We start from the raw sequence: 15,958 nt of genomic DNA, 5'->3' as shown, positions 1-15,958 counted from the left end.
TTAAAATGCAGATTACTCAAAATATCACTCAAACGAAGGTAGCCCTAACTATGCCAAAACGTACCGACATAAAAAGCATTCTTATCATTGGCGCAGGCCCTATCGTCATCGGCCAAGCATGTGAGTTTGACTACTCAGGCGCGCAGGCGTGTAAAGCGCTAAAAGAAGAAGGCTACCGCGTCATCTTGGTCAACTCAAACCCTGCGACTATTATGACTGACCCAACCATGGCGGATGCGACCTATATCGAGCCGATTACTTGGCAGACCGTTGAGCAAATCATTGCTAAAGAACGTCCTGACGCCATCTTGCCAACGATGGGCGGACAGACCGCTCTAAACTGTGCCTTAGAATTAGATAAGCATGGCGTACTGACCAAGTACAACTGCGAATTGATTGGCGCGACCAAAGACTCAATCGAGATGGCAGAAGATCGCAACTTATTTGATAAAGCCATGAAGCGTATCGGTCTTGAATGTCCACGCGCTGAAACCGCTGAGACCATGGAAGAAGCATTTGCGACCCAAGAAAAAATGGGCTATCCGTGTATCATTCGTCCGTCGTTCACCATGGGCGGTTCAGGCGGCGGTATCGCGTATAATCGCGACGAATTTATCGAGATTTGTGAGCGTGGTTTTGACTTATCACCAAACCATCAATTGCTAATCGATGAATCATTAATCGGTTGGAAAGAGTATGAGATGGAAGTGGTTCGTGACAAAAACGACAACTGCATCATCATCTGTGCCATCGAAAACTTTGACCCAATGGGTGTGCACACTGGCGACTCAATCACGGTTGCGCCAGCACAGACCTTGACCGACAAAGAATACCAAATCATGCGTAATGCCTCATTGGCCGTACTGCGTGAGATTGGTGTAGAAACAGGCGGCTCAAACGTTCAGTTCGGTATTAACCCTGATACCGGTCGTATGGTCGTCATCGAGATGAACCCACGTGTGTCACGCTCGTCTGCCCTAGCCTCAAAAGCCACTGGTTTCCCGATTGCAAAAATTGCGGCAAAATTAGCAATTGGCTATACCTTAGATGAATTGCAAAATGACATCACGGGCGGCAAAACCCCAGCCAGCTTTGAGCCTGCGCTTGATTATGTCGTCACTAAGATTCCTCGTTTTAACTTTGAGAAATTCCCACAAGCCGATAATGTATTATCAACGCAAATGAAGTCAGTTGGTGAAGTCATGGCGATTGGTCGTAACTTCCAAGAGTCGATGCAAAAAGCATTACGCGGCATGGAAACTGGCAATGATGGTTTTGATGAGCAAATTGACTTATCAAAAGTAAGTATTGAAAAAGCGCGTAGCGAAATCACCAATCGCTTAACCATTCCAACGCCTGAGCGCATTTATTATATTGCGGATGCTTTCCGTATTGGCATGAGCGTCGATGACGTTTTCAAACTAACCAAAATCGACCCATGGTTCTTGGTACAAATCGAAGATATCGTAAAAACCGAAGCACAAGTTAAAGCGTTAGGTTTTGGCGGCTTAACTGAGCATAATTTACGTGGCTTTAAGCGTAAAGGCTTATCAGATTTGCGTCTTGCTAAGTTGCTTGGCGTCTCACAAAAGCAGCTACGTACCAAACGTTGGGACTTAAATGTCTATCCAGTTTATAAGCGTGTCGATACTTGTGCAGCAGAGTTTGCTACCAGCACCGCTTATATGTACTCAACATACGATAGTGAATGTGAAGCCAATCCTACCGATAATAAGAAAATCATGGTTATCGGCGGTGGTCCTAACCGTATCGGTCAAGGTATCGAGTTTGACTATTGCTGCGTACACGCGGCGCTTGCCATGCGCGAAGACGGCTACGAGACCATCATGGTCAACTGTAACCCTGAAACCGTTTCTACCGATTATGACACCTCTGACCGTCTCTACTTTGAGCCAATCACATTAGAAGACGTGTTAGAAATCGTCCGTATCGAAAATCCTGATGGCGTGATTGTACAGTTTGGTGGTCAAACACCATTGAAGCTCGCCCGCGCACTTGAAGCCGCTGGCGTCAAAATTATTGGTACGAGCCCAGATGCGATTGACCGCGCTGAAGATCGTGAACGCTTCCAGCATATGATTCAGCAGTTGAATCTTGTGCAACCAACCAATGCCTTGGCGACTAGCTTAGAAGACGGTTTGGTCAAAGCAAAAGATGTTGGCTATCCATTGGTTGTACGTCCATCCTATGTACTCGGTGGTCGCGCGATGGAAATCGTTTATAACGAAGATGAGCTCAGACATTATCTGCGCACTGCGGTACAAGCATCAAATGAAGCGCCGGTATTGTTAGATCGTTTCTTAGACGATGCGATCGAAGTCGATGTTGACTGTGTTAGCGACGGTACAGATGTGGTGATTGGCGGTATCATGCAGCATATCGAACAAGCGGGTGTCCACTCTGGTGACTCAGCATGCTCATTGCCGCCTTACTCGTTGTCTGATGAGCTGTGCGATGTGATGCGCGCACAAACCGTCGCCATGGCAAAAGAGCTTGGTGTTGTCGGCTTAATGAACGTCCAGTTTGCGGTAAAAGGTGAAACGGTTTACATCTTAGAAGTCAATCCACGTGCCGCGCGCACCGTACCGTTTGTCTCTAAGTGTATCGGCACTTCTTTAGCACAAATCGCAGCACGCTGTATGGCTGGCACGTCACTAAAAGACCAAGGCTTTACGAAAGAAATCGTTCCTGCATTTTTCGCAGTCAAAGAAGCGGTTTTCCCGTTTGCTAAATTCCCTGGTGTTGACCCAATCTTGAGCCCTGAGATGAAATCGACTGGCGAAGTGATGGGCGTTGGTAAAACCTTTGGCGAAGCATTCTACAAAGCGGTTATCGGTAGTAACGAGCGTCTGCCAGGTTTACCAACTGAAGGCGAAACCAAAACAGTCTTTATCTCGGTACGTGATAGCGATAAAGCGCAAATTGCCCCTATCGCACGTCAACTGACTGACTTTGGCTTTAACATTGTAGCGACTACTGGTACGCAAAAAGTACTAAGCGACAATGGTATTGAATGCAAGCAAATTAACAAAGTCACCGAAGGTCGCCCACATATCGTTGATGCCTTGAAAAACGGCAAAATCGATATTATTATTAACACGACTGAAGGTAAGCAGGCACAAGAGGATTCATTCTCTATCCGTCGTAGCGCGCTACAAGGCAAAGTGTTCTACGTCACGACTTTGGGCGCAGCAGATGCCGTTTGTAAATCTTATGCGATTGACCTACCTTTTGAGGTGTATAAATTACAAGATTTACATGAGCAAGCAAAGTCTATTGTATAGCTCTATTGACTTGGCTGAATAATTTCAGTAGATTAAGTATAACCGTTAGGCTTGCCTAGGAGCTTATTTGAGCATAGTGTAGCGTTTAATACTGTAGACCATGCTTGAAATAAAATTTAAATGATAGACCTAAAAAGCATAGTGGCTAAACTGCGACTATGCTTTTTATTACATAAGCTTAAACACCCAGATTATTGAATTGATATCAATGAATGATAGCGACCTGACTGGTTACGCTGTCTGCATCATTATTCTTTTTTTATTTTATACCCATTGCAACAACTCTGACACCATCTCACTATTCACTAAGAGTAGGAGATGGTGCCCGTGTTATTGGTTTAAGGAAAAAACATGCAACGTTATCCCATGACTCCGCAAGGACATGCGGCTTTAGAAGCCGAATTAAAACAGTTAAAAAGTATTGACCGTCCTCGCATCACCGCCTCTATTGCTGAAGCACGCGAACATGGTGATTTGAAAGAAAATGCTGAATATCATGCAGCGCGTGAACAGCAGGGATTTTGTGAAGCTCGTATCCGTGATATCGAAGCCAAACTTGGCGGTGCACAAGTGATTGATCCTACGACGTTACCAAAAGATGGCCGTGTGATATTCGGCGTCAGCGTCGTTATTGAAAACATGGACACTGAAGAAGAAAAGCAGTACAAAATCGTTGGTGACGACGAAGCGGATTTCAAAGCCGGTAAAATCTCTGTTAACTCACCGATTGCGCGTGGTTTGATTGGTAAATCTGAGGGCGATGAAGCGCGTATTGAAACCCCAAAAGGTGTGGTTGAATACGAAATTATGAAAGTCATCTACGATTAATATAGTTGTCTTTTGTAATGAATCAAATAGTAATTTTCTTAAAAAATTAGATAAAGTAAACCACACAAAAAGTCATCGTTTATAAGATAGCAGTTACACAACGCTGCTTTTCTACCTAACTCGTTTTAGCGCATAATTCTTGAGTTGAGATTGCTAAGTGTATGCTTAGCAACTAATTAAAATAATCACGGATAAATCAATAGTTTGATAGGACGGTTTGACAGATAGCTTTTATCGTCTGGCTATTTACTACTGCTATTATCAGTAATGCTGCCCCCGTTATTTGACCTCCCTTGCAGCGTCAATTAGCGGGGGTTTTCTTATCTGGGCTTTCTTATTTAAGTGTTCTCTATTTTTGTGTTACTTATTATCATTTTAAAGGACTTTATTATGACCACCACTATTAACCGCTCATTCGTTGTGATGCAAAAAACAGCTACATTCACGGCAGTATCCGCACTGTTGGTAGGTACTGTTATGGCTATGTCTGCTGCCAATGCCGCCACTGAAGTGACCGTTCTACCTTCTACGGGCGGTAGTACCACCGTGGTCGAGCAGTATTCTAATGGTAAAACAGCTGTCATTACCGCTACGCCTAATAGCATTGGTATGCAAGATGGCATGCCGTTTGCTGTGACGCAGGTTACCAATGTACCGCGCTACACGGTTCGCCAAGTAGTCAATAATGGTATTAGTAGTACTGTCGTCACTCAAGGTAGTGCGACTGTCACTAGCGTACCGGTGACCAACCAAATAACCAATCAAAGCAGTCGTGTTGATGTCATCGCAGTACCGACCAGTACTGTCACTCAAGTATTACCGACGACTCAAGTACTGCCTGTTACCACGGCAACTCAGCTGCCAGTCATAAATACGTCAGTAATCAATGCACCGGTGATCACCACCCCTATGACAACAATTACTTCTATAGAAGCCTTGCAGCTCAAACCAACCTTTAGTACACCTGATGTGGTCAACGCGCAAACCAAAGTTATGAAAATCCTGAAAAATAGCGATGGACGTGAAGTTGCAGTACCTGCCAACCATATCGCACCTGGTGATGTGATTGAGTATCATACCGTTTATACCAATACCACAGCGCAACCAGTGACTGATATCAATGCCATGGTTTCTTTGCCAAATGGCGTCAGAATGGTGTCATTGAACAGTCCACTACCAACGCTTGCGACCACTGGTGGCGATAGCTATCAAACTATCCAACAAGTTGGCAATACAGTAGTGGTAAAAGAAAATTACTCAGGTCTTAAATGGAACTTGGTAAATCTTAGTCCTAAAGCTGCACAGACTGTCGTGATACGCGCTAAAGTTCAATAAATACGGCATTTCTATAAAAGATGAAAGTCTGATATTTCCCAGCTAATCTAAAAGGTCTTGCTTGCTAGTTCCCTAGTTAACAAGACCTTTTTTTGTAGGGCAACAAGCGACAACAGTTGTCGTCTATCATTGCTATTTTACTCATAAATACAATGACTTAAAACTAATTTTGCTAAAATAGTCTTTCATTACTGACATGGTAAATACCGCTTATGGCAACCATCAATTATGAACGACTACAAGGTAAGCTCAATATTTTAGCGGACGCTGCTAAGTATGATGTCTCTTGCTCATCCTCCGCTGGTACCCGCAAAAACCAAGGCGGTGGCCTTGGCGATGCCTCAGCAACCGGTATTTGTCACAGCTATACCGAAGATGGTCGCTGCGTTAGCCTGCTGAAAATCCTGCTGACCAATCATTGCATATACGATTGCGCTTATTGCACCTCGCGCAAAAGCAATGACACCCCGCGCGCTGCTTTTAGTGTTGAGGAAGTCGTTGATTTAACCATGCAGTTTTACCGCCGTAATTATATCGAAGGACTGTTTCTTAGCTCAGGTATCTTTAAAAGTGGCGATTATACGATGGAGCGACTGGTTGAGGTGGCCAAGATATTACGTACCCGTGAGCGTTTTAATGGTTATATTCATCTAAAGACCATTCCCGGAGCTTCAAAAGAATTATTATTAGAAGCTGGATTATATGCTGACCGTTTAAGCGTCAATATCGAAATTCCGACTAAATCAGGATTGGCGTTACTGGCACCAGAAAAATCTCACGAACAATTAAAAGCACCGATGGAGACGGTCAAAGAAGAAATTATTACTATTCGTGAGAGCCGTAAAACGCATAAAAAAGCGCCGAAATTTGTGCCTGCAGGTCAGACTAGCCAGATGATTGTTGGCGCAAGTAACGAGACCGACTTGCAAGTGATTCAGCTATCGAGTCATTTTTATAAACAATATGATTTAAAGCGAGTTTACTATTCTGGCTATGTGCCAATGCTATCTGACAGTCGCCTGCCAGCTATCGGTACGCCTGTGCCAATGATACGCGAAAACCGTCTCTATCAAGCGGATTGGCTGATGCGTTTTTATGGTTTTGGCGCGCACGAAATCGTTGAACCGGACTCGCCATTTTTAGATTTGGACTGCGACCCAAAGTTAGCATGGGCAATCCGCCACCGTGAGCATTTTCCGGTCAATATCCAAACAGCAAGTTATGAGATGATTGTACGTATCCCCGGTATCGGTACAAAAACGGCTAAAAAAATAGTCAAAGCCCGCAAGTTCAATCAGCTGACACTTTATCACTTGAAGAAAATGGGCGCGGCGGTCAATCGTGCCAAATACTTCATTGCAACTACTGGTAAAAACGAGCATCTCGCACACTTAACCCGTGATAACTTTCGTCAATATGTGCTGGCGCAAACGCAGACGAAATTTAAAGATCAACGCAGTGGGCAGTTGGCTTTGTTTTAAATATCAAAATTATTGATAATTTAGCTACTATTATGAAGTTATCTTAGGACAAATAATGTCGCAATCACTGTCAGAACTTGCCAAAAACCAAAACTACCAGCTGGGTCAATTGACGCCCAGTATTGTACTTTATGAGCCAAGTTTTGAGGGGTGGCTCAGTGCAGTATTTTACGTCTATTCCAATCACTTACAGGACGATACATCGCTACAGCTTATTGCGCAGGACTGTTATATGCCGTCATTACTCGCTCACGCCATTAGTGTAGAGACCAATGCCAACCATGCCGAACGAGTACTTACGAAGTTGAATCAACTCCTAGGTCGCTCAGGTATGCGTAATATCCTGTGGGGCTTTTTGTCAGAAAAAGACAATATAGGCACTACTCTATTTCAAGTGGTGAAATATGCTATTAACTACCCAAGTCGCCATATCATGGATGATTTGGGTAATCTCAATGTTTTAGAGCTCGTGCAAACAGTCAAGTCTGTCGGTCGTGAAAAACACCGCATGGAAGCCTTTGTACGCTTTGAGCATACAGTTGAAGACATTTACTTTGCCCGTGTTGAGCCGGATTTTAATGTTTTGCCTTTAATCGGAGAGCATTTTCGTCAGCGTTATCAAGATCAGCATTGGGCAATTTATGATTTGGCGCGTGGCTATGGTATTTATTATGACAAAAGCCAAAGCACGCCCAAACGCCCCGCAGCCCTGCAAACCATTACTGAGCTTGATGAGGCAGTGCTACGTAATCCTGCCAGCATTCATAGCGAAGATGAGCAACGTTATCAGCGTTTTTGGCAAGGTTATTTTACCAACGTCAATATCAAAGAGCGTAAAAATCCACGTTTGCACAAGCAATACTTACCGCAGCGCTATTGGAAATACTTGAGTGAAAAACAAGTCCTGCCAAATGCGCAGCACCTCAAAAAACAGCGCTAAATATTTGATTACTGTCATTTATATTATCTGTATTTACTGACGACAAATAATAGTCATCGTCCCATGCTATCTTTTTATCTTGGTGGTTGAGTTTTCAGCACTTTTCACTGACAATAGCAGCTTGATATCCTCTAATAGTGACCCACGCCATTATGAAAGTTATGCGTTTACTGTCGTCTTTGAAGCATGATGAATCCGAGCGCGGTATTTTTCATCTTGGGCGTGCCTTGGTCAAAAACGAGCATACTTCAATTATTATCTCTAGCGCTAATGAAGACAACGACTTGGTCAGACGCCTAAAGCGTGATGGCAACCATTATCACCAGTTATATATGAATAAAAAGTCTTGGCTATCCTTGTTACAGGTCGCGCCACTGCGCCGCCTGATTGAAAAATATGACCCTGATATCATCCACGTGCATTCGCGGACACCGGCATGGGTACTGCATTTAGCGCTGCGCCGTGCACGGGTAAAACGTCGACCAAAACTGGTATCGACCATGTATGGCTTCTATCCCATCAATAAATACTCACAAGCCTTGCTTGATGTTCATACCATTATTACTGTGTCTGATAGTGTGACTGATTACTTAAAAAAAGGGCTGCGCCGTGAGGAGCTGGACCCCAGAGTCATTAAACGTATCTACCGCGGTGTTGATACGCGTCGTTATCCTTATCGTCATAATCCATCAGTATATTGGCTACGTCATACTTTTGCTGAATACCCTGAGCTTGAGAATAAAAAATGGCTGGTATTTCCAACCATCATCGGTAAGGAATATGGTCAAGAATGGCTGATTGATATCTTGGGCAATCTTCAAGAGCAGTTCCCCAATATCCATGCCATTATTATGGATGATGATTATCGCGCGGGCGATGTCGCCCATGAAGATTTTCGTCAACGCAGCAATACTTTGGGACTAGCCGATCGTATCACTTATGTCGGCAGCAAACGTAATGATATGCGTGAGTGGTTGTCAGCGGCCAATGTCGTCATGGCACTTGCCAATCAGCCTGAATCTATCGGCATCAATGCTTTACAAGCCATTCATTTAGGTACGCCTGTCATTGGCTGGGATCAAGCGGCATTTAGTGAAATTCTGCGCCCACTCTATCCGCAAGGTTTGGTCAGAAAATACAATGCCAACGCACTGTGCAAAGCGGTGCGCAATCAGTTAGAAAGTGTGACTCGCCCTGAGATGACCAACAAATTTACCATGCGTGAGATGATTGATGAGACAATAGGCGTCTATAAAAATCTGCATGAGCAGGCATTAGCAGAAGAAAAAGCGGCAGCGGATGCTTTAGCCGTAAGAAGACACAAAAAAGTCTTTGGTGTGACTTCTAAGCCCATCATTCCTAAAAAAACAGCCAATAAAGTCAGGTTGGTCAAAGACATGCCCAACACATCTTATAGTACTAAAGTAACAGAAGAGCCAAACGATGCTTAATTGGCGTCATTTCTAATTTGACTTCTTGCCTATCTATTATTAACTTTCCTCTTATCAGCTTGCTTCAAAGACACATACAAAAAACGCTATTTTCTAATAGAAAATAGCGTGAGTAAAAGGCAATCCTGTATGTTCAATAACCATACGCTTTTGAAAATACATTAATATATGAACCTATCACTGTATAAAAGCTTATGCTGATTTTTGTTCAGTAAGTCGTTGGCGTATGCGCACTAATGATACGAGTCACGCCGTCAGTAGGATTGATAAAAGTATGCGGCTTAATCGTATCGATCACATAACTGTCACCTTCATTTAATAAGTAGGTTGTCTCTTCAATACGAATCAACACTTTACCTTCGATGACGGTACCGATTTCTTCACCTTCATGAGCAATTTTTTCTTCCGTTGAGCTGTTTGGCTGATAAGTTTCGATCAAAAAACCCAGGTTCTTGGTGGTGCTACAGTTATATACCTGCTTTACAGACACTCTACTGCTCGGCTCGCTCAGCTCTATCAAATCTTTTGGCGTAACCACCACTCGAGCTTTAGGCTCTTTCCACTCATCGCTAAAAAAAGTCGTCAAATCAGAACCTAGCACCAGCAAAATCGCCTTTAGCGTATTTACCGCGGGGCTAACTTTATTACGCTCAATCGCACTGATTGAAGTATTGGTTACCCCTGCCATTCTTGCCAGCTTTCGTTGCGAGTAGCCTTTTGCAAGGCGCAGCTGATTGATTTTTTTACCAATATCGTCTTCAGGCTTTCCATCCATCTCAAGTGTGGACGGTGTCTCGTCAGATTCTAACTCGTTTCCTTCATCGATAATAACCTCATCAATGTCGTCTTCTGGCGAATCCATCTCATTTTCGGGCGCAGTACACTCTTCTTCGATATCGTTTTCCGCACTATTATGAACCGTGTTTTTTGCTGGCATAGTGGATAAATTCCTTGAATAGAAATTTGGACAAATCGTCTTGTGCATAATTTAACTCAGGATGCCATTGTACACCAATCATAAATGGATGTTCTATTAAGCTGATGGCTTCTACCATTCCATCCGGTGCGCGTGCCTCCACAAACAAACCCCTGCCTACTGTATTGATCGCTTGTTTATGCAACGAATTGACGTGCCATTTTTCACCAAACGCTGCCAGTCGTCCCTCAGGTTGAATAATCACGTCATGCACTGGCTGATATTGCACTTCAAGTGGCTGGGTATTGTCTTCTAAATGTGGCTCATAAAACCCATCGACTTCACGCCAGTCAGGATGCAGCGCGCCATTAAAATGAACATTCATCTCTTGTAAACCTCGGCAAACTGCCAACAGAGGCATGTTTCTTTCATCTGCATAAGCCAACAATTTGAAACTCAGCTCATCACGGCCTAAGTCTTGTTTTGCCTCGACGTGCGTCGCGCCATAACGAGTTGGCGCGACATTGCTATAACTGCCCGTCAATAAAATTCCGTCTACCACTGCGAGCAACGCATCGAAGTTTTCGCTATCGGCAGCCGTATTTGGCAGCAGTATGGGATTGCCACCGTAGAAGTTTACTGCATCGATGTATTTTTGATATACCGCCTGTGCTGGCTGTCCATCAACCATCTTATGACAGGACACAATAGCAATAATAGGTCTGGAATTTTTCATATTATCTTCCCTAGTTATAATGAATAGACTTAATCCATCCATATTATTCATATCCTTTATTTATCTAAAATTTAACACAATGCCTCATAAAATGTAAACTATAAACTTCATTAATATCGATATTAGTATTAAAAAGGCCTTTTTGGGTTATATTAAGATAATTTTAAATAAAAATTGACAACTATAGTTTTCATTCATATATTGGAAGTCATTACCGATATTACTAAACAGAGATTAACTTTTAGTTTTAATAATACTATTAAAAAATTATCTCTAAGTGGCTAATACCATTGATAAAAAATGTCGGCTTTGGTGAAAACGTATCATATTCAGTTGACCATTTATCAAACGCTTATTTATTAAGTATTCGTTATAAATGTCACTAACAGAGCATTCAGACCTAATAGCAAAGATGTAGCAGCAACAAACCCAGCAATTCTAAAAATTCATAGGAAGAATAGACATGATGACAACCAATGGAATGGTCAAATCTGCACACAACACAGAATACGTCTATGTTGCAGCAGGTGATATCAATGGCTTGCTTCGTGGTAAGCGCATCCCTTTTGATCAAATGGAAAAAGCAGAAAACGGGGCAATCCGATTACCTCTGTCAATCTTGGGTGTCGATATATGGGGCGCGGATGTTATCGAGTCTTCCCAATGTAATGGCGATATCGATGCCATTGCCCGTCCAACTGGCCGTGCTGCCTATCCCCTTCTCAATACCAGTGCACCATCATCGCTGCTACCTATTTGGCTGTATACCGAGGACAATGAGCCTTATTACGGTGATGCCCGCCATGTTTTGGACTATATCAGCAAAAAATTCAAAGCATTGGGACTGACGCCAGTTATGGCAACTGAGCTAGAGTTTTATTTGGTTGACTATACCGAGGGAGAGACACCTAAGCCTCCCATTCGCCCCAAAAGTGGATTAAGACTGAATAAAACCTCTATTTTAAGTATCAATGACTTATTGCAATTTGATGAGTTCTTAGATGAAGTCTATGAGCAATGTAAAAAACTTGATATTCCTGCTGATGCGGCGTTGGCTGAAAATGGCTGTGGTCAATTTGAGATTAACTTACTACACGTCGATGACCCATTAAAAGCCGCTGACGATGCGATTTTATTTAAACAAGTGGTCAAAGCCGTGGCAGCTCGTCGCAAGCTCACCGCTACCTTTATGGCAAAACCCTTTGGCTTGCAATCTGGTAATGGCTTTCATGTGCATTGCAGCCTGCTGGATAAAGATGGCAACAATGTCTTCGATGATGGATCAGAGGAAGGCTCAGATATGTTGCGTCACGCGGTCGCTGGTCTGCTAAAGACCATGTCAGATTGCACTTTATTATTTGCCCCACACGTCAACTCTTATCGCCGCTTTACCCCTGGTACACTGGCACCAAATAATGTGTCATGGGGCTATGAAAACCGCACCGCCGCCGTACGCATCCCTGGTGGCGACTCACAAGCACGCCGTATCGAGCACCGCGTATCGGGAGCCGATGCCAACCCTTATCTGGTCTGTAGTGCGGTATTGGCAGGCATGCTTTATGGCATCGAAAACAAGCTTGAAGCGCCAGAGCCGGTCAATAGCATCACTTACAACGAAGCCGAGCTTAAAACTTTGCCATTAGACTGGCTATCCGCCATCCGCAAATTTGAAAGCAGCGACATCATTGATTCGCTGTTCCCAAGCGAGATGATTGAGCTGTTGATCGCGGTCAAAAAGCAAGAAGCCAAACGCTTTGCTCAGCAAGTGACCAACCTTGAATACCTCACCTATTTACAGGATGTTTGATATGTCAAATAGCAGCTCGAATAGCAATCCAAATAGCAACATGGCAACGAACCAAAACCCACCTTCTAATAACACACGCAACATCCCGCATTATTCAGATAAAGGGCAATATCCTGATAGCTATTATGCGGCCAGTCGTAATCCAAAGCCGGATAGACCGACGCTAAAAAATGACATTCAAGTAGAAATCTGTGTGGTAGGTGGCGGCTACAGCGGCCTATCAACTGCTCTGCATCTCATTGAAACCGACCACGAAGTCGTTGTCCTTGAAGGTGCGCAGATTGGTTGGGGCGCATCAGGTCGCAATGGCGGGCAAATTGTCAACGGTCTCAATGCCAGCCTGCAAAAGATCAAAAAATCTTACGGGCAAGAAAATGCAGATTTCGTCGGTCAGCTCGTGACTCGTGGTGGCAAAATCATTCGCCGTTTTGTCAGCGACTACGATATCAGCTGCGATCTCAAAGAAAAAAATATCTTTGCAGCATTGAATAACGGTCAGCTAAAAGATCTACAAGAAACGCACGCACTGTGGGAAAGCCACGGTATGTATGACCGAGAAATGCTAGACAAAAATGGCATTCAAGAGCATATAAAATCAGATGCTTATGTAGGCGGCGTCATCGATCACTCTGGTGGACACTTTCATCCACTAAACCTTGCGTTGGGTGAAGCAGCTGCCATTGAGCAAGGCGGCGGTACTATTTATGAAAATACCTTAGTGGTTGATATTGAGTATGCTGACGATGCTATCAAAGTCATTACCGAGTTTGGCACCGTGACTTGTAAGCAAGCGGTGCTGTGCGGCAATGCCTATCTCAATAAAGTCATCCCTAAACTGACTGACCGTGTTATGCCTGTATCGACACAAATTATCGCCACCGAGCCGCTGGGTGATTTAGCTGATCAGCTCCTCCCAACCGATGTTTGTGTCGAAGATGTTCGCTATATTCTTGATTACTATCGTCTCTCAGCAGACAAGCGCATGTTATTTGGCGGCGGTACAGTCTACGGTGGTCAAGACCCAGCTGACATCACAGCTAAAATTAGACCAAATATGACTAAGATTTTCCCAGAGTTACGTGATGTCAAAATCGACTATGCGTGGAGTGGGAACTTTGCGTTGTCTTTTTCCCGCGTACCACAAATGGGCAAACTACATGAGCGAGTATATTTCGCCCATGGTTATAGTGGTCATGGCGTGACAGGCTCGCATCTATTTGGACAAATATTAGCCGATGCCATCAATGGTAAAACCAAAGAGTTTGATGCTTTTGCACAAATTCCTTGGATTCCGTTCCCAGGTGGTCGAGCGCTGCGAGTCCCTTACTCGGTCATGGGCTCATGGTGGTATGCGCTAAAAGATACCACTGGCATGTAAACGCATGAAAGCCTTGAATGATAAACATTGAACAAAGTGTTTTTATTTTAAAAGCGGTCGTTACATTGACCTATCATAGCAACGGATTGTTGTGATGGGGCGCGATAGAAAGTTGATTCGCTACTGTCCTACTGTCTGTCGCGCGTCAACCATAGATTAGAGCTTGTTTAAAAACAATGAGGTTTTACAGGGAGCGTAAATATGAACATGAAGCTCAATGATGCTGTCGAAGGACAGTATCATAATAAGCGAGTATTTCTCACCGTCATAGTAGCCGTCGTCATCTATCTGGCTTTTGCTTGGCTATCTACCAGCCGTGCCCCAGACCAATCTTGGGGTGCCTTATCTTTACTACCAACATTACTGGTATTAGTCACTGCTATTGTCTCTAGGCGACCATTTGAATCCATGATCGCAGGCTGTGTCGCTGGTCTCGTGATGCTCAATCCTTTTGATTTGGTCTCCCCTTTTGCAGACAACATGTCGATGGTGCTAGGGAATGAGACCATTATTTGGATTGTTCTCGTCTGTGGTCTAATGGGCGGTCTCATTCAGCTGCTTGAGATTAGTGGGTGTCTAGATGGCTTTAGTGAATGGCTACAAAAAATCATTAAGTCGCGCCGTCAGTCATTATTGGCCACCTTTGCTTTGGGCGTGGTGGTTTTCATTGATGATTATTTAAACTGTCTAGCAGTATCAACCTCCGTCAAAAAACTCACTGACGTCTATAACGTCTCTCGTGAAAAGCTTGCTTATATCGTCGATTCAACTGCCGCACCGATGTGTATTATCGTGCCTATTTCTACTTGGGCGGTCTATTTTGCAGGTCTTTTAGAAGAAAACGGCGTGGCTGGCGATGGTGAAGGTATTGGGCTTTATATCAGCGCGATTCCTTATATGGCGTATGCTTGGTTTGCACTTTTGATTGTATTCTTGGTCGCGTATGGCATTTTGGGTGACTGGGGACCGATGAAAAAAGCCGAGGCACGCGCCAAAGCGGGTAATCCTGTTCCTGAAGCATTTGTCGAAGAGCAACTGATATCAAACGTCCAAGCCAAGCGTAAGCTGTCGTTCAAAGCCAATATCGCAAACTTCGCTTTCCCAATGATTTTGTTAATTGTCTCTACGGTCTACTTCGAAATCGATCTATTACGCGGTGCATTATTGACCTGTTTTGTGACCGTCGTTGTCTATTGGATGCAAGGCATTTTAAGTTTTGAGACGCAAGTTGAAGCCATCTTTAAAGGCTTTAAAGTCATGCTTTATCCGCTCTCAACCGTCATCGGCGGTTTTTTCTTAAAAGCCATCAATGATGAGCTTGGTATGACCTCATATGTGATTGAGGCTATCACGCCTTATATGACAATTATTATTTTCCCTGCCGTCATCTTTGCCGTCATGGCTTTTTTAACTTTTGCTACATCATCAAGCTGGGGGCTGTATGTCCTTGCCATGCCGATTGTCTTTCCTATCTCTATTGCACTAGGCGTTAGCACACCACTTATGATTGGTGCATTGTTATCAGCATCATCATTTGGTAGTCATGCTTGCTTCTTTAGTGATTCATCACTACTTGCCGCGCAAGGTGCTGGCTGCTCCCCCATGCAGCACGCTTTTACCCAGTTCCCCTATGCCATGCTCGGTGCGGGCTTATCCGTCGTCACCTTCTTAGGCTTGGGTTATATGATGGCTTAAGCCAACCTTAACGCTATTATTTTAATCATTGATTAGCGGGCAATGAGAGATGGTTCGTTAGTCAGTCAAAACAAGCCTTTTATATG

The 15,958-nt window shown here is 43.8% G+C and carries 11 protein-coding genes; 9 read left to right on the top strand and 2 right to left on the bottom strand.

Translation table 11 applies throughout. From position 1 onward, the window contains the following. Positions 1 to 50: 50 nt before the first annotated feature. The 6 genes from carB to PSYCG_RS04360 all read left to right on the top strand — a co-directional run bounded on the left by carB (position 51) and on the right by PSYCG_RS04360 (position 9,340). Complete coding sequence (gene carB / locus PSYCG_RS04385) at positions 51 to 3,305, top strand: carbamoyl-phosphate synthase large subunit (protein WP_020443113.1); 3,255 nt, start codon at positions 51 to 53, stop codon at positions 3,303 to 3,305. Positions 3,306 to 3,656: 351 nt separating this feature from the next. After that, the gene (gene greA, locus PSYCG_RS04380) at positions 3,657 to 4,133 is read left to right on the top strand and encodes a transcription elongation factor GreA (RefSeq protein WP_011513174.1); all 477 of its coding nucleotides are present in this window, start codon (positions 3,657 to 3,659) and stop codon (positions 4,131 to 4,133) included. Positions 4,134 to 4,523: 390 nt separating this feature from the next. Next, on the top strand, positions 4,524 to 5,468 hold the full coding sequence (locus PSYCG_RS04375) for a hypothetical protein (protein ID WP_020443112.1): 945 nt from the start codon (positions 4,524 to 4,526) through the stop codon (positions 5,466 to 5,468). A gap of 212 nt (positions 5,469 to 5,680) precedes the next feature. Beyond that, entirely contained in the window at positions 5,681 to 6,949 is a 1,269-nt protein-coding gene (locus tag PSYCG_RS04370; protein ID WP_020443111.1) for a putative DNA modification/repair radical SAM protein, read from the top strand. A gap of 55 nt (positions 6,950 to 7,004) precedes the next feature. Further along, on the top strand, positions 7,005 to 7,889 hold the full coding sequence (locus PSYCG_RS04365) for a TIGR03915 family putative DNA repair protein (RefSeq protein WP_020443110.1): 885 nt from the start codon (positions 7,005 to 7,007) through the stop codon (positions 7,887 to 7,889). A gap of 152 nt (positions 7,890 to 8,041) precedes the next feature. Next, the gene (locus tag PSYCG_RS04360) at positions 8,042 to 9,340 is read left to right on the top strand and encodes a glycosyltransferase (RefSeq protein WP_041772236.1); all 1,299 of its coding nucleotides are present in this window, start codon (positions 8,042 to 8,044) and stop codon (positions 9,338 to 9,340) included. Between the two features lie 208 nt (positions 9,341 to 9,548). Here the strand turns inward: PSYCG_RS04360 and PSYCG_RS04355 are convergent, their stop codons facing one another. Together PSYCG_RS04355 and PSYCG_RS04350 are read right to left on the bottom strand one after the other, a co-directional pair. Next, entirely contained in the window at positions 9,549 to 10,277 is a 729-nt protein-coding gene (locus tag PSYCG_RS04355) for a cupin domain-containing protein (protein WP_020443108.1), read from the bottom strand. Then, positions 10,252 to 10,992, bottom strand: coding sequence for a gamma-glutamyl-gamma-aminobutyrate hydrolase (locus PSYCG_RS04350; RefSeq protein WP_020443107.1), 741 nt, complete (start codon positions 10,990 to 10,992; stop codon positions 10,252 to 10,254). Before PSYCG_RS04350 ends, PSYCG_RS04355 begins: the two co-directional genes overlap by 26 nt. Positions 10,993 to 11,455: 463 nt before the next feature. Between PSYCG_RS04350 and PSYCG_RS04345 the strand changes: the two genes are divergently transcribed. The 3 genes from PSYCG_RS04345 (at position 11,456) to PSYCG_RS04335 (ending at position 15,872) form a co-directional block, all read left to right on the top strand. Further along, a complete protein-coding gene (locus PSYCG_RS04345; protein ID WP_020443106.1) occupies positions 11,456 to 12,799 on the top strand; it encodes a glutamine synthetase family protein in 1,344 nt (447 codons plus the stop codon). Position 12,800: 1 nt separating this feature from the next. Continuing rightward, complete coding sequence (locus PSYCG_RS04340; RefSeq protein WP_020443105.1) at positions 12,801 to 14,177, top strand: NAD(P)/FAD-dependent oxidoreductase; 1,377 nt, start codon at positions 12,801 to 12,803, stop codon at positions 14,175 to 14,177. Positions 14,178 to 14,378: 201 nt separating this feature from the next. Then, positions 14,379 to 15,872, top strand: coding sequence for a Na+/H+ antiporter NhaC family protein (locus PSYCG_RS04335; protein ID WP_020443104.1), 1,494 nt, complete (start codon positions 14,379 to 14,381; stop codon positions 15,870 to 15,872). Positions 15,873 to 15,958: the final 86 nt, after the last annotated feature.

This window comes from Psychrobacter sp. G (assembly GCF_000418305.1).
In the GTDB taxonomy this organism is placed as follows: Bacteria; Pseudomonadota; Gammaproteobacteria; order Pseudomonadales; family Moraxellaceae; genus Psychrobacter; species Psychrobacter cryohalolentis.
This window is presented reverse-complemented; position numbering and strand designations above follow the sequence as displayed.